Source organism: Candidatus Limnocylindrus sp., from assembly GCF_040397235.1.
Classification (GTDB): domain Bacteria; phylum Chloroflexota; class Limnocylindria; order Limnocylindrales; family Limnocylindraceae; genus Limnocylindrus.
Window position 1 is genome coordinate 32,859 of the sequence record NZ_JBBAWH010000004.1, and the last position, 25,760, is coordinate 58,618.

Annotated in this window: 28 protein-coding genes and 2 tRNA genes; 8 read left to right on the plus strand and 22 right to left on the minus strand. The window is 65.2% G+C overall.

Annotated elements, in window-relative coordinates:
• Nucleotides 1-4: 4 nt before the first annotated feature.
• The 4 genes from AC3LB0_RS04215 to folE are packed head-to-tail and all read right to left on the minus strand — an operon-like array spanning nucleotide 5 to nucleotide 2,893.
• Nucleotides 5-949, minus strand: a complete 945-nt coding sequence (locus AC3LB0_RS04215; protein ID WP_488649918.1) for an SGNH/GDSL hydrolase family protein — start codon at nucleotides 947-949, stop codon at nucleotides 5-7.
• Complete coding sequence (locus tag AC3LB0_RS04220; RefSeq protein ID WP_488649919.1) at nucleotides 942-1,868, minus strand: GTP-binding protein; 927 nt, start codon at nucleotides 1,866-1,868, stop codon at nucleotides 942-944. Before AC3LB0_RS04220 ends, AC3LB0_RS04215 begins: the two co-directional genes overlap by 8 nt.
• On the minus strand, nucleotides 1,852-2,259 hold the full coding sequence (locus tag AC3LB0_RS04225) for a cobalamin B12-binding domain-containing protein (protein ID WP_488649920.1): 408 nt from the start codon (nucleotides 2,257-2,259) through the stop codon (nucleotides 1,852-1,854). The genes AC3LB0_RS04220 and AC3LB0_RS04225 overlap by 17 nt, the downstream gene beginning before the upstream one ends.
• Nucleotides 2,252-2,893: a GTP cyclohydrolase I FolE gene (folE, locus tag AC3LB0_RS04230; RefSeq protein ID WP_488649921.1), complete on the minus strand. Its 642-nt coding sequence runs from the start codon at nucleotides 2,891-2,893 to the stop codon at nucleotides 2,252-2,254. Before folE ends, AC3LB0_RS04225 begins: the two co-directional genes overlap by 8 nt.
• Before the next feature lie 36 nt (nucleotides 2,894-2,929).
• Here folE and AC3LB0_RS04235 point away from each other — a divergent pair, with 36 nt between their 5' ends.
• Nucleotides 2,930-3,268: a metallopeptidase family protein gene (locus AC3LB0_RS04235; RefSeq protein WP_488649922.1), complete on the plus strand. Its 339-nt coding sequence runs from the start codon at nucleotides 2,930-2,932 to the stop codon at nucleotides 3,266-3,268.
• Between the two features lie 74 nt (nucleotides 3,269-3,342).
• Entirely contained in the window at nucleotides 3,343-3,675 is a 333-nt protein-coding gene (gene trxA / locus AC3LB0_RS04240) for a thioredoxin (protein ID WP_488649923.1), read from the plus strand.
• Nucleotides 3,676-3,678: 3 nt separating this feature from the next.
• Here trxA and AC3LB0_RS04245 read toward each other — a convergent pair whose 3' ends face one another.
• The 3 genes from AC3LB0_RS04245 to AC3LB0_RS04255 are packed head-to-tail and all read right to left on the minus strand — an operon-like array spanning nucleotide 3,679 to nucleotide 6,286.
• Complete coding sequence (locus AC3LB0_RS04245) at nucleotides 3,679-4,272, minus strand: hypothetical protein (protein WP_488649924.1); 594 nt, start codon at nucleotides 4,270-4,272, stop codon at nucleotides 3,679-3,681.
• 8 nt (nucleotides 4,273-4,280) lie between these two features.
• Nucleotides 4,281-4,991, minus strand: a complete 711-nt coding sequence (locus AC3LB0_RS04250) for a J domain-containing protein (protein ID WP_488649925.1) — start codon at nucleotides 4,989-4,991, stop codon at nucleotides 4,281-4,283.
• Nucleotides 4,988-6,286, minus strand: a complete 1,299-nt coding sequence (locus tag AC3LB0_RS04255; protein WP_488649926.1) for a DUF4032 domain-containing protein — start codon at nucleotides 6,284-6,286, stop codon at nucleotides 4,988-4,990. Before AC3LB0_RS04255 ends, AC3LB0_RS04250 begins: the two co-directional genes overlap by 4 nt.
• Before the next feature lie 114 nt (nucleotides 6,287-6,400).
• On the opposite strand from AC3LB0_RS04255, the gene AC3LB0_RS04260 reads away from it, so the two are divergent.
• Entirely contained in the window at nucleotides 6,401-7,270 is an 870-nt protein-coding gene (locus AC3LB0_RS04260; RefSeq protein WP_488649927.1) for a UbiA family prenyltransferase, read from the plus strand.
• Nucleotides 7,267-8,844 carry a phytoene desaturase family protein gene (locus tag AC3LB0_RS04265; protein ID WP_488649928.1) on the plus strand — a complete coding sequence of 526 codons (1,578 nt, stop codon included), beginning with the start codon at nucleotides 7,267-7,269 and terminating at the stop codon, nucleotides 8,842-8,844. The genes AC3LB0_RS04260 and AC3LB0_RS04265 overlap by 4 nt, the downstream gene beginning before the upstream one ends.
• Here AC3LB0_RS04265 and AC3LB0_RS04270 read toward each other — a convergent pair.
• The 3 genes from AC3LB0_RS04270 to AC3LB0_RS04280 form a co-directional block, all read right to left on the minus strand.
• The gene (locus tag AC3LB0_RS04270; protein ID WP_488649929.1) at nucleotides 8,841-9,683 is read right to left on the minus strand and encodes a hypothetical protein; all 843 of its coding nucleotides are present in this window, start codon (nucleotides 9,681-9,683) and stop codon (nucleotides 8,841-8,843) included. The genes AC3LB0_RS04265 and AC3LB0_RS04270 overlap by 4 nt on opposite strands.
• A 117-nt stretch (nucleotides 9,684-9,800) precedes the next feature.
• The gene (locus AC3LB0_RS04275; protein WP_488649930.1) at nucleotides 9,801-11,204 is read right to left on the minus strand and encodes an NCS2 family permease; all 1,404 of its coding nucleotides are present in this window, start codon (nucleotides 11,202-11,204) and stop codon (nucleotides 9,801-9,803) included.
• A gap of 232 nt (nucleotides 11,205-11,436) precedes the next feature.
• Nucleotides 11,437-11,513: transfer RNA gene (locus AC3LB0_RS04280), tRNA-Arg, on the minus strand.
• A gap of 21 nt (nucleotides 11,514-11,534) precedes the next feature.
• Between AC3LB0_RS04280 and AC3LB0_RS04285 the strand changes: the two genes are divergently transcribed.
• Together AC3LB0_RS04285 and AC3LB0_RS04290 are read left to right on the plus strand one after the other, a co-directional pair.
• Complete coding sequence (locus AC3LB0_RS04285) at nucleotides 11,535-11,762, plus strand: hypothetical protein (protein WP_488649931.1); 228 nt, start codon at nucleotides 11,535-11,537, stop codon at nucleotides 11,760-11,762.
• Nucleotides 11,763-11,800: 38 nt separating this feature from the next.
• On the plus strand, nucleotides 11,801-12,307 hold the full coding sequence (locus AC3LB0_RS04290) for a hypothetical protein (protein ID WP_488649932.1): 507 nt from the start codon (nucleotides 11,801-11,803) through the stop codon (nucleotides 12,305-12,307).
• A gap of 32 nt (nucleotides 12,308-12,339) precedes the next feature.
• Here AC3LB0_RS04290 and AC3LB0_RS04295 read toward each other — a convergent pair whose 3' ends face one another.
• From AC3LB0_RS04295 to AC3LB0_RS04310, 4 genes are all read right to left on the minus strand, one after another.
• A complete protein-coding gene (locus AC3LB0_RS04295) occupies nucleotides 12,340-13,521 on the minus strand; it encodes an enolase C-terminal domain-like protein (RefSeq protein ID WP_488649933.1) in 1,182 nt (393 codons plus the stop codon).
• Nucleotides 13,512-14,543 carry a succinylglutamate desuccinylase/aspartoacylase family protein gene (locus AC3LB0_RS04300; RefSeq protein ID WP_488649934.1) on the minus strand — a complete coding sequence of 344 codons (1,032 nt, stop codon included), beginning with the start codon at nucleotides 14,541-14,543 and terminating at the stop codon, nucleotides 13,512-13,514. The genes AC3LB0_RS04295 and AC3LB0_RS04300 overlap by 10 nt, the downstream gene beginning before the upstream one ends.
• Nucleotides 14,544-14,612: 69 nt before the next feature.
• Nucleotides 14,613-15,560: an acyl-ACP desaturase gene (locus AC3LB0_RS04305; protein ID WP_488649935.1), complete on the minus strand. Its 948-nt coding sequence runs from the start codon at nucleotides 15,558-15,560 to the stop codon at nucleotides 14,613-14,615.
• Between the two features lie 68 nt (nucleotides 15,561-15,628).
• Nucleotides 15,629-15,705 (minus strand) — tRNA-Glu (locus AC3LB0_RS04310).
• A 103-nt stretch (nucleotides 15,706-15,808) separates the two neighbouring features.
• Here AC3LB0_RS04310 and AC3LB0_RS04315 point away from each other — a divergent pair.
• Nucleotides 15,809-16,264, plus strand: coding sequence for a hypothetical protein (locus AC3LB0_RS04315; RefSeq protein WP_488649936.1), 456 nt, complete (start codon nucleotides 15,809-15,811; stop codon nucleotides 16,262-16,264).
• Here the strand turns inward: AC3LB0_RS04315 and AC3LB0_RS04320 are convergent.
• From AC3LB0_RS04320 to lpdA, 3 genes are read right to left on the minus strand one after another with little or no spacing between them, the layout of a single operon-like run.
• Nucleotides 16,261-17,319, minus strand: coding sequence for an amidohydrolase family protein (locus AC3LB0_RS04320; protein WP_488649937.1), 1,059 nt, complete (start codon nucleotides 17,317-17,319; stop codon nucleotides 16,261-16,263). The two genes, AC3LB0_RS04315 and AC3LB0_RS04320, sit on opposite strands and share 4 nt — an antisense overlap.
• Nucleotides 17,316-18,263 carry a lipoyl synthase gene (lipA, locus tag AC3LB0_RS04325; protein ID WP_488650038.1) on the minus strand — a complete coding sequence of 316 codons (948 nt, stop codon included), beginning with the start codon at nucleotides 18,261-18,263 and terminating at the stop codon, nucleotides 17,316-17,318. Before lipA ends, AC3LB0_RS04320 begins: the two co-directional genes overlap by 4 nt.
• A 35-nt stretch (nucleotides 18,264-18,298) precedes the next feature.
• Nucleotides 18,299-19,726, minus strand: coding sequence for a dihydrolipoyl dehydrogenase (gene lpdA, locus AC3LB0_RS04330; protein ID WP_488649938.1), 1,428 nt, complete (start codon nucleotides 19,724-19,726; stop codon nucleotides 18,299-18,301).
• Nucleotides 19,727-19,783: 57 nt separating this feature from the next.
• On the opposite strand from lpdA, the gene plsY reads away from it, so the two are divergent.
• The gene (gene plsY, locus AC3LB0_RS04335) at nucleotides 19,784-20,431 is read left to right on the plus strand and encodes a glycerol-3-phosphate 1-O-acyltransferase PlsY (protein ID WP_488649939.1); all 648 of its coding nucleotides are present in this window, start codon (nucleotides 19,784-19,786) and stop codon (nucleotides 20,429-20,431) included.
• Here plsY and AC3LB0_RS04340 read toward each other — a convergent pair.
• The 5 genes from AC3LB0_RS04340 to AC3LB0_RS04360 are packed head-to-tail and all read right to left on the minus strand — an operon-like array spanning nucleotide 20,428 to nucleotide 25,733.
• Entirely contained in the window at nucleotides 20,428-20,622 is a 195-nt protein-coding gene (locus AC3LB0_RS04340) for a hypothetical protein (protein ID WP_488649940.1), read from the minus strand. The genes plsY and AC3LB0_RS04340 overlap by 4 nt on opposite strands.
• Nucleotides 20,619-21,431, minus strand: a complete 813-nt coding sequence (locus AC3LB0_RS04345) for an NAD(P)H-hydrate epimerase (RefSeq protein ID WP_488649941.1) — start codon at nucleotides 21,429-21,431, stop codon at nucleotides 20,619-20,621. The genes AC3LB0_RS04340 and AC3LB0_RS04345 overlap by 4 nt, the downstream gene beginning before the upstream one ends.
• Nucleotides 21,432-21,452: 21 nt before the next feature.
• Nucleotides 21,453-24,173 carry a phosphoenolpyruvate carboxylase gene (locus AC3LB0_RS04350; protein WP_488649942.1) on the minus strand — a complete coding sequence of 907 codons (2,721 nt, stop codon included), beginning with the start codon at nucleotides 24,171-24,173 and terminating at the stop codon, nucleotides 21,453-21,455.
• Between the two features lie 10 nt (nucleotides 24,174-24,183).
• Entirely contained in the window at nucleotides 24,184-25,098 is a 915-nt protein-coding gene (locus AC3LB0_RS04355; protein ID WP_488649943.1) for an HhH-GPD family protein, read from the minus strand.
• Nucleotides 25,095-25,733 carry a 3'-5' exonuclease gene (locus AC3LB0_RS04360; protein WP_488649944.1) on the minus strand — a complete coding sequence of 213 codons (639 nt, stop codon included), beginning with the start codon at nucleotides 25,731-25,733 and terminating at the stop codon, nucleotides 25,095-25,097. The genes AC3LB0_RS04355 and AC3LB0_RS04360 overlap by 4 nt, the downstream gene beginning before the upstream one ends.
• Nucleotides 25,734-25,760: the final 27 nt, after the last annotated feature.

Genomic DNA, 25,760 nt, shown 5'->3' on the forward strand with positions numbered 1-25,760 from the left:
GGCGCTACCGGCGCGCGGCGGCTCCCTCGGTAACAAGGGCATCCAGCACCGCGGAGAGTCGAGCTGCCAAGGCGGCGTGGCCGGACGCATTCGGGTGGAACGGGATCTCGCCATCCCTCCCCCATTGGTATGGCTCGGGGTCGCAGAGGCGATGGCCGAGGAAGGCGTCGGCGAGTTCGGCGACACGGAGTCGCGGGTCGTTGACGGTGGTGATCGCCCCACGAACGCGGTCGGCGATGTCGCCCCCCCACTCTTCGAGCACCGCAAGGTCAGCGTCAGAGATGCTGTCGCCGGGAGCACGCAAGCCGGAGCATGCGTCAAGGCCGGGGGTGCCCGCCGCAGGGAGCGAGTCGGCGTACATGACCACGATGACCACCGCGTTCGGCGCCTTGGCGAGCACCGTGCGATAGAGGCGCACCAGGGTGCCGCTGAGGGCTGCCGCCTGGGGCTTCATGCGCTCGCCCGCGGCGACGCAGGCGGCCGCATCCTCGGTGCGGCAGGCAGCGAAGACCTCAGAGAAGCCGGCGTCGTTCCCGCCGATGCCGAGCATGACGATGTCGGTCTCGGCGCTGAGCGCCTGCACCTGCAAGATCTCCCCCGCGCGCATGCGGCGATCGACCAGATCGGCGACAACGGCGCCGCTGCACGAGACGTGGGTCAGTGAGAGTCGCATGTTGGTTGGCATCAAGAGGCGCGGCCAGGCTGGCCCGCGGGCACAGACACTCGGCGCGCCAAGAACCTGCAGCGTGCCGCGATCAAACGGGAGCGCCGCCGACGCGTAACTGTCACCAATAACAACGAGGTTCAGCGTTGGCAGTGATGCATCACTCGGGCCGACCAGGATCGGCGCCGGGATCGCCGCGTCGAAGCGCAGCCCTGGCCCGCCGACGCCACCGAGCGCGGCGACGATCAGTCCGGCGAGGGCACCAGCAACAAGACGCTTACGCATCAGGCGTCTCGCTGATGCCGAAGAGCGCGGTGAGCGATCCAGTCAACGATTGAGTTCCGGCAACGATCTGCTCGGCGCGCGTCGTGAGTGCGCCGCTCGCCCTTGCCTCGCGCACCTGCGCATCAACATGTGATTCGGCGGCGGCAACAAGGTGCGCCTCAACACGGCGAGCGCGACCGCGCACGCCGCGGCCCGCGCCCAGGTCGTCGATGGTGGCCAAGAGTTCACTGATTCCAGCACCAGCGGTGGCAGAGACGAGCGCAAGCTCCGGCGCGCCAGCGCCGAGGGCGAGTCCACTGCGCAGGCGATCGAAGGCCGCCTGTGCGCCAGGTCGATCCGACTTGTTCACCGCAACGATATCGGCAACCTCGAGGATCCCCGCCTTCATCGCCTGCACCTCGTCACCACCCTCAGGCCCCTCCACAACGAGCAGCACATCGGCGAGCCGTGCAATGCCGATCTCGGCCTGTCCAGCGCCTACGGTCTCCACAAAGATCAGATCAAACCCTGCCGCCTCAACCAAGATGGTTGCCGCAGCGGCGACATGCGCGAGCGATCGACCGCTGCCACGTGTAGCAATGGAGCGCGTGAAGCGACCGTCATCGTCGGGATGCTCGTCAATGCGCACGCGATCGCCAAGCAGTGCACCACCGCTCTCGTGGGAGCTCGGGTCAATTGCGAGGATGGCGACGCGACGACCGCCAGCACGCGCCACATCGGCGAGGGCTGCAGCGAGTGAACTCTTCCCCGCCCCAGGCGAACCAGTCAGCCCCACGACAAGGGCGTTGCGCGCGTCGGCCACCGATGCGGCGAGCGCCTCTTGAATGCGTTTATTTGCTGCCGGACCCGGACGCTCTACCGCGCTGATCCCCTGCGCCAGCTCGCGCCGCGCCGCGAGATGCTTAGCGTCGGCGGGCATTCGCGCGTAGGAAGGTGGCAACTTCGGCAATCGTGGTTCCTGGCCCGAATATTCCCGAGATGCCGGCCTGCTCGAGCTCTGGGCGATCGGCCTCGGGGATGATTCCGCCCGCGACCACCAGCACATCGCTGGCACCAGAGGCGCGCAGGCTTGCGACGAGCTTCGGCAGAAGGGTTGCATGGGCACCGGAGAGGATCGAGCAGCCGACCACATCCACGTCCTCTTCAATTGCGGCGGCAACGATCGCATCAAGCGTGCGACGCAGCCCGGTGTAGATCACCTCGAAGCCTTCGTCGCGCAGACCGCGCGCAAGCACCTTGGCGCCACGGTCATGGCCGTCAAGGCCAGGCTTGGCGATCAACACACGAATCGGCGTCGTTCGCTCAGCCATGGAGCCCCTCGCGTCGCGCCACGCCGCGATCATGTGCGCGCGCCAGCGCCTCACGCAACGTGGCATCGGTGCGCAGCGACCCGCGCATCGCTTCGGTGGTCATCACAACGCCCGGCTGGCGTGCGCCGCGCGCCGCAAGGCAGAGATGCTCGGCGCTGATCAGCACGCCAACGCCGGCTGGCGCGAGGGCGTCGTTCAGTGCATCGGCGACCTGCGCGGTGAGGCGCTCCTGCACCTGCAGTCGGCGCGCAAAGGCATCAACGAGGCGTGGAATCTTCGAGAGGCCAACGATGCGACCGCTCGGCACGTAGCCAACGGTGGCGACGCCAGGGAACGGGAGGAGGTGATGTTCGCAGAGGGCGTGGAACGGGATCCCCTCAACAACGACGAGGTCTCCGGCTGGGGCGCCCGCTGGCTCCTCGAAGACGGTGCCAAGGATCTCGTACGGATCGCTCGCATAGCCACTGGTGAGCTCGAGCATGGCGCGAGCAACGCGGCCTGGGGTATCGACGAGCCCGTCACGCGCTGGATCCTCGCCAATGGCGCGCAGGATGGTCTCAGCCGCCTCAGCGATCCGGGCCTCGGCATCTGTAGTGGGCACGATTGCCCGCGCTGTCTTGCTCTTTGACTGCATTCGCTCATCCTACCCGCCCCGTCGTAGGATCTCCTCGTGGACCCCCTGGAAGAGATTGAACGCGTGGAGCAGTTGACCGAAGAGGCGCTGCGCGGCTTACCTGAACCCCTACGCTCCGCCGCCCAGGAGCTCCTCGTCACCGTGAGCCATAAGCCTGGGGTTGACCTCTATGGCGAGTTCTACGGGCTACCGAAGGGGATTGAGGGCGGCCTCGGCGAGCCGCCCCCCGAGGTGACTCTCTACGCCGCAACGCTCCTCGCCGACTTCCCCGATGCCGAGGCCCTGCGGCGGGAGGTGCGCCGAACACTCGTCCATGAAATCGGGCACTACCTTGGGCTGAGCGAGGAGGATCTGCACGCCCGCGGGCTCGAGTAGTTTTGCCGCCGCTCGCTATGATGGTGGTTAGGGCGGAGGAACCGTTCCGCCACAAGAAGAGCGCAGGGGGAACCATGGCGGAGATCAAGCACACCAGCGATGCAGCATTCCAGACGGACGTCATGGATTCGGCACATCCCGTCATCGTTGACTTCTGGGCGCCATGGTGTGGCCCGTGCAAGCTTGTTGCCCCAGAGCTCGAGAAGCTCGCCGCGCAGTACGACGGCAAGGTCACCATCGTGAAGGTGAACGTCGACGAGAACCCTGCCCTGCAGCAGGCGTTCAACATCATGTCGATCCCAACGATCGCCTACTTCAAGGGCGCCGGTGCACAGCCAGTTGGCGCCGTCGGCTTCCAGACTGCTGAGCAGCTAGAGGCGCGCTTCGCGTTGAAGGAGCTCGTCTAACCCTTACGGCGTAGCCAACGCCGCCGCGTATGCGGCGAGGCGTTCGGCGATGAGTGCGTTCGAAATATCGGATGCCAGCAGCGCGCGCACGCGATCTGGCTCGCCCGTATCAAACAGTGTGATCACCTGGCGGTGATCGCCATTCAGGAGCGTGAACTGCTTCCCTGGCCAGTCCCCGACCTTGATGTCGATGATCGTCAGCCCTTGCGTCTTGCGCCCACCGCGGGCACCGCGTTCAAACGCGTAGGAGAGATTAGTGAGCGTAAGCCCATCCGCGGCATAGACCACGAGCGAGTAGCCCGTCTTGTCAGGGAGCTCGAAGACGGCTCCCGCGGATCGCAGCTCACGGATCCCCGCGCCCCAGAGTGGGCCGAGGCGCAGCGGCGAGCACTCGCGGCCAGAGTCAATCGTCACGGGCGTTGCATCCCAACCCGTTACGGGAAGCGCAGCCTCAAGCGCGGTGTCGAAGCCTGCGGCGCGCTGCTGATCGATCGTCTCGTTGCACGGCAGTGAGCCGTCGGGTGGCGCCACTGGCGCGCAGGCACCCGCTGTAACCACGAGAAGGAGTGCCGCAAGTAGCGTTCGCATAGCGCTCATCATGACGCCTACTCCAACTCCCTGTTCGGATCGAAGAGCGGTGCCGTTGGTCGCCTGGTGCTCCCCCGAGGTGGGTGCGGCGCGCCGCGCTCTTCTAGATCGTCGAGCACCACATTCGCTGCGCGCACCAGCTCCTGATCGCGGCGCACGTTATCGGCGCACCAAACGAGGTAGCCCGGATCGCGCTTCGCCACGTCACCAACCGTTGCCCCCTCGTACCGACCGAAGGCGAAGACGGTTGTGGCGGCCTCGCTAAGTGTCGGGCGTCGGTAGTCGGCCGGGAGTGGCGCGAAGCTCCGCTCCACGGGGCCCGCGGGTGAGCCTGGGAGCGGGCCAACGGGGCCGCGCGGCGCACGCGGCGCCCACGGCTGCTCTGGGCGCCAGTTGATCGGCGTCGGGCGACTGGTGCGCGCATTTGCGGCGGGTGCGGCATCGACCACGACGCTCGCGGTGACGGGGCGCTCTGGCTTATGTCCACCCTTTGCCGGAGGCTCAGCGGCGGGCGCACCATCAGAGGCCCACGCCTCAGCGAGCAGTGCTTCTGCCGCAGCGTTGATGAGGGCCATCTCGCGCGTCGCCTTCGCGGCGCTCTGCGGGTCATCCATGAATCGATCTGGGTGATGCTCGCGGGCGAGCCCTCGACGCGCGGCGCGAATCTCATCGGCGCTCGCGCCGAGTGGCACACCGAGGACCTCATGCGGTGTGCGACGACGAGTCATCGCGAGGCATCCTCATCGGCGGCACTCACCGCTGCAGAGACGAGTGCGTCTTCGGCAAACATCGTGTCTACGCCATCACTGCCAGCGCGGGCACTCTCGGGGGCCGGCGCGCCGAGTGCGACGTAGTCGACCACCGCGGCATCCAGACCAACATCGGCACCAGCCCGTTCGGAGAGGATCCACTTGTGTTCTAGCGCATCACAGTAGGCCTGCAGCGCGTCTCGGCCCGGAGCCAGGTGCGGGCGCAGGCGAACGAGTGTCGGCTCCAAAACTTCGGCGCGCCATCGCGCCGCCACGAGTCCAGCGGCGAGTTGTGCGCCGCCCTGCACTTGCAGCCAGACCCCGTACTCGTGAAGGTCATTTAGTAGGAGTTGAGCCTGACCCTCGAGCGCATCAACGCCGGTGAGGCGCAGGAGCTGCTCGGCGTGGAAGCGGCGCGAAGCGATCGCCAGCGAGACGCGCATCCCCTCGCCACTCGTCACATCGAGGCTCAACTCTTCGACGGCAAAGCCGAGCACGTTCAGGTCGCGAATGCGGGTGGCCACGGCGCGACGATCGTCTGCACTCGCGACGAAGGGGCGGTGCAGTTGCCCCCAGAGGGCGATGTAGCGATCGCGCAGCGCCGCCGAGGCGCGCACCGCCGCATCGGTATCAACCTCGCTGCCGCCCAGGGCGGCGGCGGCATCGGCGAGGCCGAAGGCCACGTTCTCCACCAGGATGTCGAGATCGTGCTGGCGCTGCCCATCGCTCAGCTGCTCGTGATACTCGGCCGTCTCGGCATCGACGAGATAGGCCTGCAGTCGATTCCCGTCGCGCTTCAGCAGCGCGTTCGCGAGCGAGCCGTCGCCCCACCAGACGCCGTGCCGGTGAAGGTCAACGAGCAGAACGGCAAGGGCGTCAAGAAGTCGACCCGAAAATTGGCCCGACGTTGCGGCACCCGGAGTGCTGAGGAGTCGCCGGTACTGAATGCTGCCGCGCAGGTAGTCGGTGATGATGAAGCCCTCGCCTTCGCCGCGGTCAACGGCGCCGACGGGCGTCACGGCCGGCATCCCCGCCGACTCAAGGCGGCGCAGGATCGCAAACTCGCGCTCCACGAGTGGCGTCGGGAGCTCCTTGACGGCCAACAGACGACCGGCCACGCGCACGAAGCGCACGAGGTGACGCGACGGCCCGACTTCGAGCGGCACCAACTCCACCTCGGGGCTGGCCCAGTCGCGTAACGGCTTCGCCCACGGCAGCGCGATCAGCGCCGGCTCAGGGCTGCGTAGCGTGACGTGTGGGGCGGCTACAGGCATAGAAACTAAGTCTAGCCCCCTCCCCTACGATGAGGGGAGAACGAAGGAGGCTCCATCCGCAATCTACTTAAGGCAATTGAGATCTCGCGACCCCTGCTCTGGCTGAACACGTCGATGCCGCTGCTCTGGGGTGCGATTGGGTTGCGCGGAAATCTTGTTCTCAGTGATGTGGTCCTCTTCGCCTTCTTCCTCTTCCCGTACAACTACTTCTTGCACGCGCCGAATGACTACTTCGACTTTGAGACCGACGCGCGCAATCCGCGCAAGGGCGGCATTGAGGGCGCCCTCACACCGAAGCCGCTCCTGGCGCGACACGCGATCATCAGCACCCTCCTTTTGGCGCCGTTCCTTGTTGCCGTTGCGGCAACAACGCCGCCGCTCACCCTGCTCTCGCTCCTTGTGCTGCTCGTTCTCTCCGCCGGATACAACGCACCACCAACGCGCCTAAAGGGGCGGCCAGTGTTGGACTCACTCACCAACGTGCTCTACGCGATTCCACTGCAGATCGGGCTACATGCGGCAGGGAGCCCGAACCTGATCGACGCACCAGTGCTCGTCTTCGCCGCCTGGGGGATCGGCGCGCATGCGCTCACCACCATCACCGATCGCGATGAAGATGCCGCAGCTGGCGTGCGCACCATTGCGGTGCTCCTTGGCCGTCGCAACACGGCGCTCTTCGCCGCCGCCTGGTTTGCGCTCGTTGGGCTGGGTGTTGCCTCCGTCACCGGAACACCGGCAGCGGCGCTGCTCGCCCTCCCTTACCTCGCCCTCTGCTTCATTGGGCGCGATGCTCGTGGTGAGGCGGGGCGTCGCCTCTATCGCCTATTCCTCATCACCAACGTGGCCCTGGGCGCATCGATCACCATGATGGTCTTGCTGAGTGTCAGCGTCGATGCGGCGATCCCTGCCGGGATCCTGGCGATGGCTGGCACCGCGATCGCCCTCGGCGTCTCCGTGGGCCGCGCAGTTCTGCAGCGCCGATGAGCCTCGCACCGAAGCGCGTCGTTGTTGTTGGCGCCGGCCTCGCCGGACTCGCCACCGCCATTCGCCTCGCCGCCGAGGGGGTGCAGGTCACCGTCGTCGAGCGCGGCACGCGCCCCGGCGGCAAGATGGGCCGACGCGAGATCGGCCCGTATCGCTGGGATAGCGGCCCGACGATCTTCACCCTGCCAGAACTCTTCGATCAGCTCTGGAGCGCCGCTGGCGCGAAGCGCAGTGATGACCTCACGCTGCTGAAAGTAGAACCTGCGTCGCGCACCTTCTTCGCCGACGGGAGTGTGCTTGAAACGTCGAGCGACCTCGCCAAACTCGCCGCAAGCTTCGGTGCACTTGATCCGCGCGACGCAGCGGGGATCCCCGCCTTCATGCGCCGCGGTGAGAAGCTCTGGCGCGAACTGGACCAGACCTTCTTCCGACAGTCGCTGAGCCCACTCAGCCTGTTGGCACCGATGTCGTGGCTCGCAGGGATTCGTCTCGATGCCGCCACGCCGTACAGCCGCCGCATCAACAGCACCTTCCACGACGAGCGCATTCGTCACGTGATGCGCTACAAGTCCATCTACTTGGGCTCAACGCCGCAGAGCGTGCCCGGCGCATTCCTCTCGATTCCGTACATCGAGGCGAAGTTCGGCACTTGGCATCCACAGGGGGGCATGCACGAAGCGCCGCTCGCCATGGAGCGGCTCGCCCGTCGCCTCGGCGTGGAGTTTCGCTACGGCACCGACGCGATCGGCAGCATCATCAGCAAGAAGCGCATCAGCGCGCTGCGCGTGGCACCGCGCAGCGACACGCGAGCGCTCGGCAGCGGCCCCGCCGCGCCGAACCAGCCGGGCGAGGAGCGCATTGAGGCCGACGCGGTGCTCTTCAATGCCGACATCGTGCACGCCCATCGCGACCTGATCGGCGACGAGCACCTTGGCCTCTTCAGCCGCCGCCGCTTCAAGCACATCACCCCGTCGTCGAGCGCCTACATCCTGCACCTGGGGGTGAAGCGCACCTTCCCCGATCTCGCCCATCACACCGTCTGGCACCCCGAGAACCCGAACGAGGAGCTCGACCGCATCATCGACTCGCCGGTGCCGAGCGGCGACCCAACCCTCTACATCCAGCACGTTGCCGCCACCGATCCGACCGCCAAGCTCGACGGCCGCACCACCCTCTATGTGCTGACCCCGGTGCCGCCACTCAAGGATCGCAGCTGGTGGGCCGAGCATCGCGACGAGTACCGCGCCGCCACGATCAAGCGCGTCTGCGAGCGCACCGGCCTGAAGCCCGAAGAGATTGAAGAGGTCGCCGATTGGACACCGCTCGAATTCGAGAACGAGCAGCGCTGCCACGACGGCTCGATCTTCGCCCTCGCCGCAAGCTTCTTCCAGAGCGCCTACTTCCGCCCAGCGAATCGCTCCAGCGATCTACGCAATGCCTATTTCGCCGGTGGCGGCACGCAGCCAGGCGGCGGCATCCCGCTGGTTATGCTCTCGGGCTACATCGCCAGCCGTCAGATCCTGCGCGACCTTGGCTACGCCCTGCCCCCCAGCGAGGCGGGGCACATCGCCTAGCGGAGTGGCGCGCCCGCAGCCCTCTCCGAATCTGACACGCCTAGTCTCCCTAACAAGGCCTCAAAGAGGGTGAGCCCAGAGAGGTAGAGCACCACGGGACTCCACGAGGTGGCGATCGCCCAACCGAACAGCGCCAGACCTGCGATCACTCTGAACTTCCAGTTGATGCTCCAGCGTCGCTCTCCCGCGAGGCGAGCGAGAACGTTTCGAAAGAGCAGGCGATACAGCAGGCTCGACACGAGTGCCGCGCCCAAGATCACAACGAGATTGAAGATGCCGAATCGAGTGCCAACCATCTCAACAGGTGACGAGCCGAAGAACTCTCGCTGAATCTCTGGCAGCACGACCAAAGCATTCGCTCGATCTTCGAGGTCAAAGAACTCAATCTCCCCAACCGCGAGTGAATACTTACTCTGATTTTCAGGGCTGGAGATAGTGATGGAGTAGACGCCGGCGGGAGCCCGAGTACGGTACTCCCCGCCATCCCAATAGGTGTTCTGCCCGAACGGTTCGTAGAAGGTCACCCACTCGGCACCGACGCCTCCGAGGGTGGCGATCAGCTCGGTACCCGCATAGATCTCGGCGGTCACGTCTTTCTTGGGGCTCCCATCTTCTGGAACGAGAATGCCCACGTACAGGTTGAACTCCACATCGGAATCAATTCGATACGTGTGGGGCGCGCCTGACAGCCTGCCGAAGTAGGCCTTGGAGATCTCTGGCTCAACGACCTCCGTCGCCTCGCTATCGATCAGGACTGGCTGATGCGCCAGGGCTGAGCCCGCGCCGCTCAACAGGAGACTCACGAGCGTCAAGGCTGCGGCGAGCTTGCGAACCCTCATTGAGACCTCCTCTGCGAGCACAGCGACCTGCTCACGAGCGAATCCTACACGGCAATGAAAGAGGCCAGCCCCCGAAGGGACTGGCCTCTTTGCGCCCCCACTGGGCGAACGCTTGACTCAGACGGCGATAATGCCGAGCTTCACCAAGAAGTACACGAGGAACGCGGCAATGGAGACCCAGAAGAGGGGCTTCACGTCGCGAGCCTTCCCTGACGTCACCTTCAAGATGGCGTAGGTAATGAACCCGACACCGATACCGTCGGTGATCGAGTACGAGAGTGGCATCACGATCAACGTTGCGAGCACTGGGAAGCCGTCGACGGCGTCCTTCCATTGCACATCGCGAATCGCCTCAAACATGAGGTAGCCAATGATCACGAGCGCTGGTGCCGTCGCCGCAGCAGGAACGATCCCTGCGATTGGCGAGAGCAGCACGGCTGCGAGGAAGAGAAGACCGGTCACCACGCTGGTCAGACCGGTGCGACCACCCTCCTTGATGCCTGCGGCAGACTCGATGTACGTGGTGTTGGAGGAGACGCCCAGGGCGCCACCAGTCATCGCCGCGATCGAGTCGACCAGAAGGACGCGCTTTGCACCAGGAAGTTCACCCTTGCTGTTCAAGAGTCCGGCGCGTGCGCCGAGACCGACCATCGTGCCGGCCGTGTCAAAGAAGTCGCTCAACATGATCGAGAAGACGGCGAGCGCAACCGCGAGGAAGCCTGCGCCGCTCGACCAGACGGTGAGCATTGAGCCAAACGCCTGACCGATGCCAACAAAGTTAGATGCATCAAGCGGGCTGACGAAGCTGCTTGGGATTGAGCTGACCCCAAGCGCAAGTGCGACGGCCGTGCCGACACCGATAGAGATCAAGATGCCGCCCGGTCGGCGGATCAGTGCGAGTGCGGTCAAAAGCCCAGCGCCAAAGATTGCCAGCTGCGGAAGATCCGCCCGTGGAATCTCGGTACCGCCGAAGCCGATGCCGGAGAAGAGCCCGAGTGGCACGGTGCCAGCGAACGACTTCACGACGACATTGGCCTCAAAGAGGCCGATCAAGAGCAGGAAGAGTCCAATGCCAACGGCAATCGCACGCTTCAGGTTGAGTGGGATCGCCTCGAGGAGCGCTTTGCGGAGTCCGGTGAGCATCAAGATCGTAATGAAGATGCCCTCCCAGACAATCACGGCCATCGCCTCGGACCAGGTGAGCCCAAGACCAAGAATCAGCTGGAATGCGACGACCGCATTCAGCCCCATCCCTGCGGCCACGGCGAACGGGTAGTTCGACACCACGCCCATGAGAATGGTGAGCAGGCCGGCACCGAGCGCGGTGACGGCGAAGATCGCTTCAGCGCTTGGTGCGCCCGCAGCGCCGATCGCGCCGCCTGCGGCGCCCGCGCCGACATAGTTCGCGTTCACGAAGATGATGTACGCCATCACCAAGAACGTGGTGGCACCGGCGCGGACTTCCGTCCCGACCGTGGTCCCACGCTTCTTGAGCTCGAAGTACGAGGCAATCGTTGCCATGGTTTCCTCCCCTGGGCCGAATGGACGGTCGGCCGACCGGAACCCCACCTCCGGACAGCCTCCGCGCTGCCTGGAGCGGTCACCTGCGTGACCAGCGGCGTGTCGTGCTCAACCTACGCCACCCCACCGTGCTGCAGACCCCCAAAACTGGGCAAAATGACACGATCTTGGGAGTTCTTTTCGTGCAGATGCACAAGATGGGGGCGGGAGAGGCACAACGGTGAGGGTGAACTGGTGGCCCCGGCAGGAGTCGAACCTGCGACCAACTGCTTAGAAGGCAGCTGCTCTAATCCACTGAGCTACGGGGCCAGCTTCTTGTAGAATAGAGGTATGAAGGCCCTTTATGACGGAACCGAGCTGGCATCGATGGACCCCCTGGTCCTGATGAAGAACCTTGACCACACCCGCATGACCTCGCGCCGCCTCTCCTACATCCTGCAGCAACAGGTGCATCTCTATACCCCTGAGGCGAACAAGCTCCGCGACGAGATTGACCTCTACGTTGAGGCAGAGCACCAAATAGAGGGCGAGATGGCCCGGCGGAAGATCCGCGCCTAAGGCTATTAGGGCGGGAAATGATGATTGGAGGATTTGACATGCAAAAGCGTCACCACATCAGCGGAGTATTCACTCTCCTCGCTGCCATCGTGCTCATTGCGGGATGCGCAAGCACCGACAAGTACGGCGTGCCACTTGCCCCGACCGCACCTGGATTCGGAGAGACAGTTGGAGATGTCTCTTGCGACTCGGGTGGGTACGACGCCGCGTTCCACCTGCATTCGCAACTCGCCGTCTATCTTCCCGACGGCACCAGTGCCGATGTTCCACCAGATATCGGCGTCGGAACCGGCTGCATGTACTGGCTGCATACCCATGCTGAGACGGGGGAGTTGCACGTTGAGGCTCCCGCCGCAACGGCCGCTACCCTTGCCGACTTCCTGGAGATCTGGCGACGTTCCACCAATCCAACGATTCCAGATGCAGTGAACGCTGGGCTCGCCGAAGTGAAGGTTCTAGGCGAGGTCGTCAGCGACCCAGCGAGCATTGAGCTCTCGGATGGGCTTGGGATTGAGATTATCCTCAAGTCGTTCCCACAGCCCTAACGCCCGCTGAGCAGAAGATTCGCGCCTATCCCCTAGCCGTTCGCGTCTGGAGAAAAGGTTACGCCACTCCCCGGCTGGTCATCGTTCAGTATCCAGCGGCACCCCTCGTCAAGATTGAGGCCAGTGAATGGATCGCCGATGAGGCCGATCGGCCCGTCGAGGTCAAGGAACTCTGCCGCTCCCGCAACGGCAGCGGCGCCCGCGGTGCCGAGCTTCGTTTCCACCATGGAGCCGAACATGCGGCGCAGGCCGAGCGACTCCGCCTTGCGGAAGCCACGCAGTGATGGGCCAAGCCCGCCGATCTTCACCTGCTTCAGGTTGACGCCATCGACCAGGCCAACGAGCTGCTCAATGTCGTCGTACACGATGCAGTCCTCATCGGCGATCACGGGGATCTCGGTGGCGGCGGCGAGGGCCGCCATGTTCTTGATGCGGCCAGGCTGCAGCGGCTGCTCGAGCAACTCGACGTTGCTGCGCTCGATGAGCGGAAGAAGTTCCAGCGCTCGCTCCAGGCTCCAGCCGCAGTTCGCATCCAGGCGCAGTGGCCCCTGATACACCTCGCGCACATGACGCAGCAGCTCCTCTTCCCCGCCGAGGCCAACCTTTAGCTTGAGGCTCGGGTACTTCGTTGCGGCGGCGGCGCGTTCCACCATGGTGTCAATCGGCGCGATACCGATGGTGAGGTTCGTATGCCCCATCGTCTCTGGCGCACCGAGCCAGCGGCGCAACGAGGTCTTCGCCGATCGGGCGAGCAGATCTTGTAGTGCCTGCTCGATCGCCGACTTGGCGGCACCGTGATTGCCGAGGGCGATATCCATCGCAGCGCTCATTGGGGCGAGTGCATCGGGCGCGCGGCCGCTGATGCCCGCTAGGCCACGGGCCGCTGCGTAGCCGTTGCCAGTCGTTGCGCCACCCGCCTCGGCGAGTGCGGCCTCGATTGCGGGGAGCGCTACCGAGAAGAGGAGTGGCGCAACGGCGGCGATTGTCTCTGGGGTGTCGCCGTAATACGGGTCGGCGCAGCCCTCCCCCCACCCTTCGAGGCCGGTGGCGCGATCGGTGATGTGCACGAACGCGGTGCGCGAGCTCTCCTCGTTCGGATCGGGTCGCGCGATGCGGAACGGCACCAGATACGGGATATCCCACAGGTGCACCTCAACGTCGAGGCCGCCCGCGCTAAACGCGGCGAGGCGCGAGTGCGTGGGCGCTACGGCCACACGCCCCCCTCGGGGTCGCCACCGAGCGCCAGGAGCGGATCGCCGTTGTTCATGGCGAGAGTGGTAACCAAGAAGATCACTACACCATCAATCGGTGCCGTAGGCGTTTGCAGCACATCGCCAAACACGCCCTGCACCTCGCCGAGCTTCTCGCCCTTCTTGACGACAGAGCCCACGGCCACAGCCGGGTGCCAGTAGCCGGCGACATCGGCAGGGATCTCGGCGCGCAGCCACGCCTCGCTGTTGAGGCGAGTGCTGGCGCCAGGCTTGAGCGGGCCGACCTCGCGTTCGATGGGGCTCTGCGGAAAGCTGCCCATCCCCATCTCGGCGATGACGCCGCGCACGCCGGCGGCATGGCGCGCGACGAACTCGGGCTCCACGTGCCCCTGTCCACCGAACTCACAGAGGATGCCGATCGCGCCGAGCTGCTCGGCGGTCGAGGTGGTGGTGCCAGGGCTCGCACCAATCAGCAGCCACTCTGCGCCAACGGCGCGGCCGAGCGCCACGGCGCGTGCATCGCGTGCAGCGTCGCCCGTCTGTTCGATGCCGACAAAGGGCGAGAGCGCCTCGTTGATGTCGCCCGCGTGCAGATCGAGGTAGACGTCGGCACCGGTCATGAGTTGCGTCGCAATCGCGTGGGCGATCCGCTCACTTGCACTCCCCGTCGCCGAGCCCGGGTAGACGCGGTTCAGGTTCTTGTCGTCTTGCGGATTGACGTAGATCGAGCGCGCCTTGAAGGCTGCGGGGCTCGTGGCGAGCGTCGCAATGATCGAGCCCTTGAGGTTGCTGAGTGTTGTTGGGTCGCCAGCCTCAGCCGAGAGCAGCAGCGAACGAAGTGCGGCTGGCCCCGTGTACTCGCCGCCATGAATGCCCGCGGTGATGGCGAGGCGTGGGCCAGGCTGCCCACCATTGATTACGACCACAGGGATCTGCGTCTGCTCGCCAGGAGCCGTCTCTATGGCGAGCCAACCGGTGGCGCGACTTCCAGGAGCGGCGATGGCGGTACCGAGCTGCACATTCATGCGCGCATCATGACAGGGGGAAACAGCTAATGCCGCGGGACTCCGCGGCTAACAGATTGAGGGACGAGGCTAGCGGGCGCGCTCCAGGCGCGGAACCGTTGACAATGCCAGGCGCTCCTCAAAGCGGCGGGCGGCAGCGTCGAGTTTCTCAAGATGCTCATGCAGGCGGATGCGCGCCTGCTCGGCCGCAGCGTCGAGTCCGCTCAGTTCGAAGATTCCCCAGAAGCGCAGGATCGGCATTAGGACGTCATCGCGATGGACGCGCAGGTCGTAGATCCCGGCCTTCGCCACATCCGCGGCCTTGCGGAGAAAGTTCGGAATGCCTGCACCCGGCATCTGGAAGCCAAGGACCTCGTCGACAATCGCCCGCACCGCGGCCGAAGGTTCAAGCTGGATCGCCGCCTTCAGCATGTCGCGGTAGAACACCATGTGCATGTTCTCATCGGCAGCGATGCGAGCCATGATCCGATCCGCCACGGGATCGTCGGAGTAGCGCCCGGTGTTGCGGTGCGCGATACGCGTCGCCAGCTCTTGGAAGGCGACGTAGGCAAGGCCGTGCAGCGTGTCTGGAAAGGGGTGCTCGTAGCCCTTCTCAAGTTGACTCATGCGGCCACGCTCCAAGAGGACTGGATCGATGTTGCGGGTGACCGTGAGGTAGTCGCGCAGGACGATGGCGTGCCGCCCCTCCTCCGCCGTCCAGCGACCCACCCAGTTGATCCAGGCGCCGTCGCCAGAGCCAAACATGCCGTGAATGAGGCGGTGATAGCTGGGCAGGTTGTCTTCGGTCAGCAGCCCGATCTCGAACGCGGTCTGCGCCACGCCCGTCAGTCGCGGGTGGTCAGGGGTCCAGGGCTCCTTGTCAAAGTCGCGGCCGAGACGGTACGGGATGAACTCGTGCGGGAACCACTCTTCCGCCACCTTGAGATGGCGATCCAGCAGTCGGGCGGCCTCGGGCTCCAGCTCCACGAGAATCCGTCGGTCGAGGGCGGTCCCTTGGTTAGGCTGCTCATCAGTCATGGCGCAAGTGTAATTGAAGTTTCCTAAAGCGTCCGTGGTGCCTTTTGGCTAAATCGCTGTTGGGGTAGTGGTAGCGCATACCGGATTCGAACCGGTGGTCTCTGCCTTGAGAGGGCAGTGTCCTAGGCCGCTAGACGAATGCGCCCCGAGTGCGGGCCGTGCCCGGATGCAGATGATACCGATCGGGGCGCTATGCGTCCAACTGGGAGGCGGGAGGCCGTTTTGGACCCTGCGTGTAGGGTTAGTGCATGAAGAGCCGAATCGCCCTGGTTGCCTCCCTGGCCCTGCTGCTGGTGGGCTGCGGCTCGGGGCTCGATGCGATCCATGGGTCGCCCAAAGCGACCCCCACCGACTTCGCCGGGCTCACCAAGCGATTCTCCAAGTTCAACCTCACCGTCGACACGGTCGTGAGCGGCGATGCAGGGTGCACCGACCAGGGGCTCGCCCCCATGGCGATCTCCTTCACGATCGCTGGGCTCGGCGAGGCTACTCCCCTCCCCGCCCGCCTCTACCGCTTCCGCAACGACGCCTCGTACACCAAGTTGCGTGCCACGGTCGATACCTGCGCCGCGGAGTGGGTCACGGACCCCGCGAGCCTACTGATGATTGACGCCTCGCCCTACGTGCTGGTGATGGAGGGGGCGACTGATCAGGCATTCATCGATGCGCTGCGCACATCGCTCTACGACGCAGCGGGGAACTAGACCTCTTCCTTCAGCGTGCGCGGCGAGGTGCCCGCACTGCGCGGAATTGCCGCCTTGCTGGCGTTCTTCACGAAGCTTGCCTTGATGGACATGGCGGCGGCGATCTCCTGCTCCTCTACGGAAAGGATGCTGTGCCTGCCGAGGGCGGCGAGCTCGTCGCGAATGTAGGTCTGCAGCATCTCGGGGCCGTCGGTGCCGATCACATAGCGCACCTTGTTCTTGCGCAGGGCGTCGAAGATCTGGCGGAACTCGTCCCAATCCTTCACCACCTGCGTCATGAGGTTTGAGGTTGGGCAGATCTCGAGAACAATCTTGCGCTCGGCGAGCGCCTTCAGCGTCTTAGGATCTTGCGCCGACTTCACGCCGTGGCCGATGCGGTCGGGCTCGAGGTTCTTGATCACGTCGAGCACCTCGCTGACGGGGCCAGACTCACCCGTGTGCACGGTGATGCCGAGGCCGGCGAGACGGGCGCGGCGGAAGAGCTTCTTGTATTCGGCAACCTTGAAGGCGGCTGACTCAGGGCCGGCAACGTCGATGCCGACGATGCCGCGGCTCTTCCAGGCAATCGCCTTCTCCACGATGATCTCGTTCTGCGCATAGGTAAAGCCGCGGTCGAGACAGAGGATGAGACCTGGCATCACTGGATACTCCAGCGCAGCGCGGTCAGCGCCACGGATTGCCGCAGCAATGATGTGGTCAAGGTCCTGCTCACCGTTGCGATTGCGCTTCATCGGATTGAAGCGCAGCTCCATGGTGGTGATGTGGTTCTTGCGATACGCACCAGCAACCACCTCGTACACGGAGCGTTCCACCGCGATCGGCGATGACTGAATTAGCTCCGTCCAGTGGAAGAGGTCAAGGTAGCCGTTGAAGCTGCGCGTGCGCTTGGCCCCCGCGGTGATCATCTTGCGGAAGGCCCAGTAATCCTTCGATGGGAGTCGAATCCCCTGCGAGTGCGCGATCCCCCACATGATCGCTGGCGTCACGGAGCCACCCAGGTGGCAGTGAAGTTCAGCGAGTGGAATGCGCGGGCTCAGCGTGATGGCGCGGCTCATGCGCTCGCTCGCTCGGCGCGGCGGCCACGTAGCGCTGGGGAGCCAGCCGGCACCTGGTCTCGCGCGTGATACGAGCTGCGCACCAGCGGGCCCGACTCCACATGCTTGAAGCCGAGCGCTAACGCCTCGTCGCGCATCTCGTTGAACTCTGCGGGCGTGTAGTAGCGCACCAGCGGCAGGTGCTTGGCGGTTGGGCGCAGGTACTGGCCAATCGTCAGCACGTCGCAGTCAACGGCGCGCAGAGCCTTAAACGCCTCGGTCAGTTCGGCGCGCTCCTCGCCAAGCCCAACCATCAGCGAGCTCTTGGTATGCACCGGGTTGCCGAGCTCCGCCGCCATCTCCTTGGCGCGGCGAATCACTTCGAGCGAACGCTCCCAGCGGGCGCGCTTCCGCACCGGCTTCTGCAGGCGCTGCACCGTCTCGAGGTTGTGGTCAACGATGTCGGGGGCCGCCTCCATGACCGCACGGAGCGGCTCCTCGCGGCCGTCGAAGTCGGGGATCAGCACCTCAACACCCGTGTCTGGTGCAAGGGCACGAAGCTCACGAATCGTGGCGGCGAAGATTGCCGCTCCACCGTCGGCAAGGTCGTCGCGGGCGACGCTCGTCACCACCACGTGGTCGAGGTTTAGCGAGGCAAGTGCCTCGGCAACGCGGCGCGGCTCATCAAGGTCAAGGCCATCCGGTCGACCGGTCTTCACGGCGCAGAAGCCGCAGGCGCGCGTGCAGGTGTCACCGAGAATCATTACCGTCGCGGTCCCCTGCTCCCAGCACTCGCCGATGTTTGGGCAGCGTGCCTCTTCACAGACGGTGTTCAGGCTCTTCGTGCGCATCAGCGTTTGCAGTTCGCGATAGCGTGCGCCGCCTGGGGCCTTTGAACGAATCCACTCTGGGTGCTTCGAGGCGACGAGAATCTCTTCGGTGTGGCTTGGAGAGGCGCCAAGCATTGGCAGCTGTCGACCGATCAGCGGCGACCCAGCCACTAGAAGTTCACCGAGCGGCCGAGCGAGATGAGTGCCGCCTCGCCGAGTACCTCACTGAGCGTTGGATGTGGATGCGTGGTGCCGCCCACCTGTTCGGCGGTCGCGCCGAGCTCAAGGGCGAGGCTCGCCTCGGCGATAAGCTCAGTCACCTTCGGGCCAACCATGTGCACGCCGAGCAGTTCGCCACTCTCGGCGTGTCGCAGCACCTTGCAGAAGCCATCGCTGTCGCCACCGATCTGCGCCTTGGCGATCGCAGCGAATGGCATCACCCCTGCAACGAAGGGCACACCGTCGCGCTCCAGCTCTTGCGTGGTGGCACCGACCGAGGCAACCTCGGGGCGACAGTAGGTGGCGCGTGGCTGCTTCGCGTAGTTCATCGCGTGAATCGGCTGACCCGCAATCGCGTGAGCAGCGATCAAGCCCTCGTGTGCGGCAACGTGTGCCAGCTGCAGTCCACCGATCACGTCACCCACGGCATAGAGGTGCTCCTGCTTGGTGCGCATCTGTGCGTCGACAGTAATGAAGCCGCGCTCAACAGTGGCTGCGGTGTTCTCGAGACCGATGTTGGCACTGTTTGGCACGCGACCGGCGGCAATAACGAGCAGGTCGGCGCTCAGCGGCGTTGCGGTGCCCGAGCCGTCAACCGGCTCAATGCTCAGCGTTACGCCATCGGCGCTACGTACCAGGCTCCCCTCTGTAATGCGGTGTGCGACGTGGATGGCGATGCCGCGCTTGGTGAAGGCACGCGCAAGCTCTTTCGATGCGTCGCGATCTTCGAGCGGCACGATTGCGGGGAGCATCTCAACGATGGTGGTTTCGGCGCCGAGGTCGCGGAAGTAGGAGGCGAACTCGCAGCCAACGGCGCCGCCGCCAACCACGATGACACGTTTCGGATGCAGTGTCCCCGTGACGATGTCATCACTGTCGACGATGACCGTGCCGTCGGTCTCGAGTCCTGGAATGCTGCGCACACTCGATCCCGTGGCAACGACGATGTCGGTGGCGGTGATTGTGCGCTCTTCGCCAGTTGGTGCGCCCGCTTCGTCGACGAGGGCCACCTTGATGCTGCCCGGTGCTGTGATGGTGCCGCGGGCGGCGATCAGCTCGACGTTGTTCTTCTTAAAGAGGCTCTTGAGGCCGGCGTGCATCTTGGCCACGATCTTGTCGCGGCGAGCGCCAACGACGGTCGTGTCGATGCCAGTGGCGGGGGTGACTTGGATGCCGTAGTCGGCCGCCTTGCCGATCTTGGCGAGCAGGTCGCCGCTCTCCAGCATCGCCTTGGCGGGGATGCAGCCCCAGTGGAGACAGGTGCCACCCACCTTCTCCTGCTCAACGAGCGCCACGCGCTTGCCGAGTTGGGCGGCACGGAAGGCGGCGGCATAGCCACCAGTTCCACCACCGAGAACTAGGAGGTCGTAGTCGGGCATACGAGAATCCTACGCCCCGCCGCCGACCCTTGCCGCGCGCTGCTAATCTCCGCCGCAATGGACCTACCGCTGATCCTCGCCGCCACTCTGGGCGCCTACCTGGCGGGCTCTATCCCGTTCGGTCTCCTTGTGGCGCGCCTCACCGGTGGACCCGACCCACGCTCAATCGGCTCTGGCCGTACTGGCGGTACCAATGCACTACGGGCGCTCGGTCGTCGACGCGCCGCCGTGGTCTCCGCGGGAGACATCCTCAAGGGGACCCTCCCCGTTCTCGCCGTGCACTCGCTGGCCGCGCAGGGGGCTGAGATCTGGACGAGCACCTGGACTGTGATCGCCGCGCTCTTTGCCGTCATCGGCGCCACCCGTTCAATCTGGGTCGGCTTCAAGGGGGGTCGCGGCATCGCAACCGGCTTCGGTACCGCGCTCGCGATTGCGCCACTCGCACTTGCTGCGGTTGCGCCAATCTTCCTCATCGTGATCTGGCGAACCAGGATCGTCTCGCTCGGGTCACTCGCCACCGCAGCGCTCTTTGCTCCAGCCCTCTTCATCCTTAGCTACACCACAACCGGGATGCTCGACGGCGCGCTCATTGCATATGGCATCGTTGGACCTGCGTTGGTCTGGTTTGCTCACGCCGACAACATCGCGCGACTACGCGACGGCACCGAGCGCACCTTTGATACGGGGATGCTGCAGCGCGACTAACGCGAACGGATCAACTGCACCACGATATAGATCGTTGCCAGCACCAGCACGATCGCCACAATTGGCAGGCTACGCACCGCTGAACCGATCGGTGGTACGAGCGCGCTGATCTCTTGCAGTACAAGTACAGCCGCTCCAGCGGCGAGTGCAGCAAGCGTTGCGGAGCGGAGCGGACTCCTGGGCTGGCTCACTGTGCCAGCGTATCAGCGTCGCGTGGCAGGTCGAGCGGCGCAACGATGAGCTCGCCAACGAGCTTGCGCGACGTTTCGCTGAGGAGCGTGATCAGCGGGCGGTGCAGCGTAATGGTCACATCTGCACCAGGTGCACCGCGTCGTCGACTCCCCGTCTCCGGATCAAGCCCGACTGGTGAGGTAATCGCCAGGCAGGGCACGCCTGCGGCGCGTGCGCGAATCACCAGATCGATCCCTGCCTGCGTTGGCACGGGTGGCACGATCGCATCGGTGGAGCCGCCGAGCGCCTCCATCACCAGGGCAACATCTTCAATGCCTGCGCGGAAGTGCGCCGCTTCACGCATGTCTGGCACGCGAAAGCGTCGCGCATTTGTTAGCGACTCAAGTCGATCCCAGGCGGCCGATGCTGCCGCATGCTCTGGCCGCGCGCGTGTGCCGCAGAGGGCCACCACAATCGGCGTACCAGCTGCAGCGATACGCAAGCCAGCCTCAAGGGCCAGGGCCGACTCGGCACCAGATCCGGCGAGGATAAAAACGGGCGCGCCAGGAGCGGCGGCACCGGATGCAATGCGCCCCTTGGCGAGCGCCAGAGCGAGTTCGGCGATCGCGTCGCCGCCACTCGCAAGCAACTGTTCGGAGGTGTGTCCGAGTCGCAGCGCCTTCGCCTCAATCCCGCGCATTGCCGCCATCGAAACTGCGGCGAGATCGCGGTGCTTACGCCAACGTGTGGCAACGGGCCCAACCCACGCCGAAATCTGCTCGGGGCTCATCACACCGCGCACGCTGGGTCGGGAGGGTCGCTTCAACATGGGTGAAGGATAGACGTGTGGCTAGCCGGTGTTGCGCAGGCCGGCGGCGACCCCACTGACCGTGAGGCGAACAAGGTGTGAGAGCTCGGCGCGCTGACCCTCATCGGTGGCGCTGCGCAGTGCGCGAAGGAGTTGCACCTGCACCCGTGAGAGGGCGTTCACCTCGGGGGCACGCCCCTCAATGGAGGCGCGTAACTCTGGGTCGCTGGCGAGCAGTTCGGCTGTGCCAGTGATGCGTCGTAGCGCCTCGCCAGCGGCGGTGCGCTCGGCCACGATCGTCGCCCAGACCCTCGTCGCATCAGCATCACTCCCGACACCACCAAGCGCGGCGAACTCTTCAGCGACCTCGGGTGAGGACTTGGCGAGGATCATCGCCGCGTTGTCGACAATCGATTGGAAGAAGGGCCAGCGTCGATACGCCTCGCTCAGCGTGGCCATAGCTGTGGCGTCGTCGAGCGTTGCGCGCAGCGCACCGAGTCCGTACCAGCCAGGGAGATTCACGCGCGCCTGACTCCATGAGAAGACCCATGGGATAGCGCGCAGGCTGGTGAGACCCGAGCCGCCCTTCGCCACTCCCCCGCGCACGGAAGGGCGTGAGCCGAGGTTCAACCCGCCCAGTTCGGCGATCGGTGTGGCGGCGCGAAAGAACGACTCAAATGCGGGGTCGTTCGGGATCAGCTGCTGATACGTGTCGCGTGCTGCTTGGGCGACGGCGCCAACGGCGGGGGCAAACTCCCCCTCCCACTCTGCGCGTCGCTGCTCGGCGAGCGGGCTGCGCATGGTCAGCAGCGCCGAGATGATCTGCTCCGCCTCGCTAAACGCGATCGCAGGATCGGAGTAGCGCGAGGCGATCACCTCACCCTGCTCCGTCACCTTAAAGTCGCCGAGCAGGCCGGCTGGGTGTTGCCCCAAGATCGCGCGATGCGTTGGGCCGCCGCCGCGACCGATTGCACCACCGCGTCCATGGAAGAGGGTGAGCTTTAGGTTGTGTGCGTTGGCACGTTCTACGAGTGCCGCCTCAGCCACATGCAGCAACCAGACGCTCGAGAGGTAGCCTGACTCCTTATTCGTATCGGAGTAACCGAGCATCACCTCGAGGCGCCGGCCGCGCTCCACGATGCGCGCCTGCAGCACCGGGTTCGCAACGATCTCATCAACCAGATCAGCGGCGCGCTCCAGCACGCGCGCAGATTCCAGCAGCGGCACGATGTCAACCTTCGGTGAGCCTGCAACAGCCCCCGACGTAAGTTCAAAGCCGATGCGTTGATCCTCTGCCCAGGCGAAGAGCGCCATGAGCTCATGCAGGTCATCGACCCCTTCAAAGCCACTAATCACATAGCGACCGAGGCTCTCCTCGCCGTGCGTGCGCTGGATCTCCGCAGCAACGCGAATCGTCGCCAGCACCTCACCAACCGTCACAGCCGGAACCACCTCGTGTGCCAGTGCGCTTGTGACCTTGGCCGACTCTAGCGCGGCGGTGGCGCCAGGTTTGCCCAGCTCTGCAGTGAGATGTGTGATCGCCGCATGGTGCGCGCCACGCGCCTGGCGGATCTCCATCATTGCAAAATGGAATCCGAAGGCTTCGACCTGCCACTCAAACTCGAGCAGTTCGCCATACGCCGAACGCTCTAGCCCGTCGGCGACGAGGCTCGCGCGAAGTTCGCGCAACTCGTTGACAAGCACCTGGGGTGTTGCATAGCCGCCTGCCTCACTGCCCCCCTCAATGCGCGCGCGACGGGTGCGCGCGATGCGCTTCGCGATGGCACCGAGGCGGCGTCGATACGGCTCATCTGGGAAGCGCTGCAAGAGGATGCGTTCGATCTCGCCAAGATCCTTGGCGTCACGAACGAGTGATGCGCCGAGTGCGCCGTCCTGCTCGCCGCCATCAACCGTTGCGGAGATGGACATCATCAGTCGCGAGGCAACCGCCTCGAGGGCGCGCAGCGCGTGGTCGGCCTGGATGCGCATCGCCTCGCGAGTCGTTTCGGCGATGACGTTCGGGTTGCCATCGCGATCGCCACCGATCCACGTCCCCCAGCGCAGTGCTGGCAGCGGCAACGGCGCGCGGAGCCCCGATGGTGCGGTGGCCTTCTCAAGGCGGCCGAGCGCATCGTCGAGGCTGCGCAGAAGTCGTGGCACGAGTCGGAAGATCGTGCCATCAAAGTGCACCAGCGCTGAGCGAACCTCATCGAGGGCGGTGACACGCCGGGTGCGAATGCCGCCCATGCGCCACAGATTGGTCATCTCTTCGCGCAGGCGCAGATCAACCTCGGCGGCGAAGGTGCCGCCAAGCGCACGTCGGTCGAGCAGGGTGCGGATGCGACTGAGCGTATCGATCAGCGTGCGGCGGCGCGCCTCGGTCGGGTGAGCGGTAAGGACGGGCAGGTAGCTGACCTGTGCCGCGGCGGCACGAATCTCTGCTGGAGCAAGCCCCGCGGCGGCAAGATCGGCGAGCGCGGCGTCAAAGCTGCCGGGCCCTGGGGCGGCGGTCGGATGCGCGTTCGCACTGAGTTGTGCGGCACGGCGGCGCTCCTCAACCAGGCTGGTGAGTCGGAAGCGCAGCGTCAGCGCCCGCACGATGCGCTCAACTTCGACGTACTGCTCAGTTGAGGCTGCGGTCAGGTTGAAATCAACGGCGCTCTTGGCGTGAAGGGCCTCACGGAAGCGAGCGACGAACGGGAGCCCCTCCTGCTCGGTCAGGGTCTCTTCGAAGATCTGATTCAGCAGCTCAAGGTCGTCCACGACCCTCCCCTCAGTCGCCGCGATGCGGCAGACGGTAGCGATCCCCTCCCAGCGACTCAGCGAGCCCCTCGGAGACCATCTTGTTGATGGTAGCCGCGACCGCCGCTTCGTTGTGTTCACCACGCTCGCCAGCGATTCGCACGCCTGCGCGACCGGCCTCGCGCAACTCATCGAGCAGGCGCCCGCGCAGCCATCGCACCGTTTTCGTGAAGGGGGTTCGCGGTTCGCTGCCGCGTGGAACCTTGGCGAAGGTGCGACCCGCTGATGGGCAGTACTCGCGCAGCGGGCACTCGCCACACTTCGGCGCAGCGGCGCGACAGGTTGAGGCGGCCAGATCCATTGCCGCCTGCGCCCACGCGCCAGCCTCGCCATCTGCAAGTTCGCCACCAAACTCGTTGGCGTGCACCTGCACCTCACGCGGTGACAGCGGCGCATCTGCGTCGACCAGTCGCGCAACGATGCGCGCAATGTTCACGTCAACGGGAATCTCGCGACCGCCGAACGCGATCGCAGCAACGGCGCGTGCCGTATACGGGCCAATGCCCGGGAGCTCCATCAGCGCATCGACGTTTGATGGCAGACCGCCAGCCGCAACAGCGGCAGCGGCGGCGCGCTGCAGCGCCAACGCACGTCGGTTGTAGCCGAGCCCCTTCCAGGCAACCAGCACATCGGCGGTCTCAGCCGCTGCGAGCGACTCGAGCGTTGGGAATCGTGCAAGGAATGCGGTCGCCAACTGATCAACGCGGGAGATCTGCGTCTGCTGCGCCATCACCTCGCTCACCAGCACGCTATACGGGTCGGAGCGCTCGCGGATCTTCAACGGTCGCGCGGTGGCGGCGTACCAGGCAAGCAGGGCACGGTTGACCTTGCGAATAAACTCCTGATCGAGTGGCTGGGCTGCCGCGCCCCGCGCGGCCTTCGTCATCGTCGCTCGGGGATTGTTGGCGGAATGCGATTCTTGAGCGCCTTGCTGCGCAGGTCGCGCGCGAGCTCCGCCTGCTCGATCGCATCGGCGAGGGCGTGATGATCGGCGACAAGATCGGTTGGGTACACCTGGCGCACGAATCGTTTCACCGTCTTCTTCCAGGTCAGGTTCTCGCCGCCATGCAGGGTGTAGTAGACGCTCTTTAGGTCCATTGCTGACATGCCGAACGGATTCTTTACGCCGGCCTCGGTGAACGCCATGGTGAGCCACATCCAATCGAATGGCGTGTTGAAGCCAACGAAGAGCGGGCTCGACTCTGGTGCGGTCGCCTCGGCGGTGGCGCGGACCCAGAGGGCGAACTGGCGCACCCCTTCGAGGCGATCAATCCCGTTCGCCTCAAGGTGAGCCCGCGAGAGTCGGTGCACGCGCTCCTCTTTATGGCCCCACCCCTTCGTTGGATCGGGGCGTAGCTCCACGTAGAAGCGCTTCTTCGGGTCGTCGACGAGGCAGGCGCCGATGCTGATCAGGCTCCCATCTAGTGGTGTCTGGCCTGAGCACTCCACGTCAACGCTGAACCAGAGCTCCTGCGGGAGCCCCTCTTCAAACGGGGGTGGCGTTGGGGTGTCGTGCTGCATCTGGTGCAGCCTACGGCATCAGCCCGA

Coding starts and splice junctions, on each gene's coding strand:
- AC3LB0_RS04215 (WP_488649918.1), bottom strand. CDS start 949: ATGCGTAAGCGTCTTGTTGCTGGTGCCCTCGCCGGACTGATCGTCGCC.
- AC3LB0_RS04220 (WP_488649919.1), bottom strand. CDS start 1,868: ATGCCCGCCGACGCTAAGCATCTCGCGGCGCGGCGCGAGCTGGCGCAG.
- AC3LB0_RS04225 (WP_488649920.1), bottom strand. CDS start 2,259: ATGGCTGAGCGAACGACGCCGATTCGTGTGTTGATCGCCAAGCCTGGC.
- folE (WP_488649921.1), bottom strand. CDS start 2,893: ATGCAGTCAAAGAGCAAGACAGCGCGGGCAATCGTGCCCACTACAGAT.
- trxA (WP_488649923.1), top strand. CDS start 3,343: ATGGCGGAGATCAAGCACACCAGCGATGCAGCATTCCAGACGGACGTC.
- AC3LB0_RS04245 (WP_488649924.1), bottom strand. CDS start 4,272: ATGAGCGCTATGCGAACGCTACTTGCGGCACTCCTTCTCGTGGTTACA.
- AC3LB0_RS04250 (WP_488649925.1), bottom strand. CDS start 4,991: ATGACTCGTCGTCGCACACCGCATGAGGTCCTCGGTGTGCCACTCGGC.
- AC3LB0_RS04255 (WP_488649926.1), bottom strand. CDS start 6,286: ATGCCTGTAGCCGCCCCACACGTCACGCTACGCAGCCCTGAGCCGGCG.
- AC3LB0_RS04260 (WP_488649927.1), top strand. CDS start 6,401: ATGCCGCTGCTCTGGGGTGCGATTGGGTTGCGCGGAAATCTTGTTCTC.
- AC3LB0_RS04265 (WP_488649928.1), top strand. CDS start 7,267: ATGAGCCTCGCACCGAAGCGCGTCGTTGTTGTTGGCGCCGGCCTCGCC.
- AC3LB0_RS04270 (WP_488649929.1), bottom strand. CDS start 9,683: ATGAGGGTTCGCAAGCTCGCCGCAGCCTTGACGCTCGTGAGTCTCCTG.
- AC3LB0_RS04275 (WP_488649930.1), bottom strand. CDS start 11,204: ATGGCAACGATTGCCTCGTACTTCGAGCTCAAGAAGCGTGGGACCACG.
- AC3LB0_RS04285 (WP_488649931.1), top strand. CDS start 11,535: ATGAAGGCCCTTTATGACGGAACCGAGCTGGCATCGATGGACCCCCTG.
- AC3LB0_RS04290 (WP_488649932.1), top strand. CDS start 11,801: ATGCAAAAGCGTCACCACATCAGCGGAGTATTCACTCTCCTCGCTGCC.
- AC3LB0_RS04300 (WP_488649934.1), bottom strand. CDS start 14,543: ATGAATGTGCAGCTCGGTACCGCCATCGCCGCTCCTGGAAGTCGCGCC.
- AC3LB0_RS04305 (WP_488649935.1), bottom strand. CDS start 15,560: ATGACTGATGAGCAGCCTAACCAAGGGACCGCCCTCGACCGACGGATT.
- AC3LB0_RS04315 (WP_488649936.1), top strand. CDS start 15,809: ATGAAGAGCCGAATCGCCCTGGTTGCCTCCCTGGCCCTGCTGCTGGTG.
- AC3LB0_RS04320 (WP_488649937.1), bottom strand. CDS start 17,319: ATGAGCCGCGCCATCACGCTGAGCCCGCGCATTCCACTCGCTGAACTT.
- lipA (WP_488650038.1), bottom strand. CDS start 18,263: ATGCTTGGCGCCTCTCCAAGCCACACCGAAGAGATTCTCGTCGCCTCG.
- lpdA (WP_488649938.1), bottom strand. CDS start 19,726: ATGCCCGACTACGACCTCCTAGTTCTCGGTGGTGGAACTGGTGGCTAT.
- plsY (WP_488649939.1), top strand. CDS start 19,784: ATGGACCTACCGCTGATCCTCGCCGCCACTCTGGGCGCCTACCTGGCG.
- AC3LB0_RS04345 (WP_488649941.1), bottom strand. CDS start 21,431: ATGTTGAAGCGACCCTCCCGACCCAGCGTGCGCGGTGTGATGAGCCCC.
- AC3LB0_RS04355 (WP_488649943.1), bottom strand. CDS start 25,098: ATGACGAAGGCCGCGCGGGGCGCGGCAGCCCAGCCACTCGATCAGGAG.
- AC3LB0_RS04360 (WP_488649944.1), bottom strand. CDS start 25,733: ATGCAGCACGACACCCCAACGCCACCCCCGTTTGAAGAGGGGCTCCCG.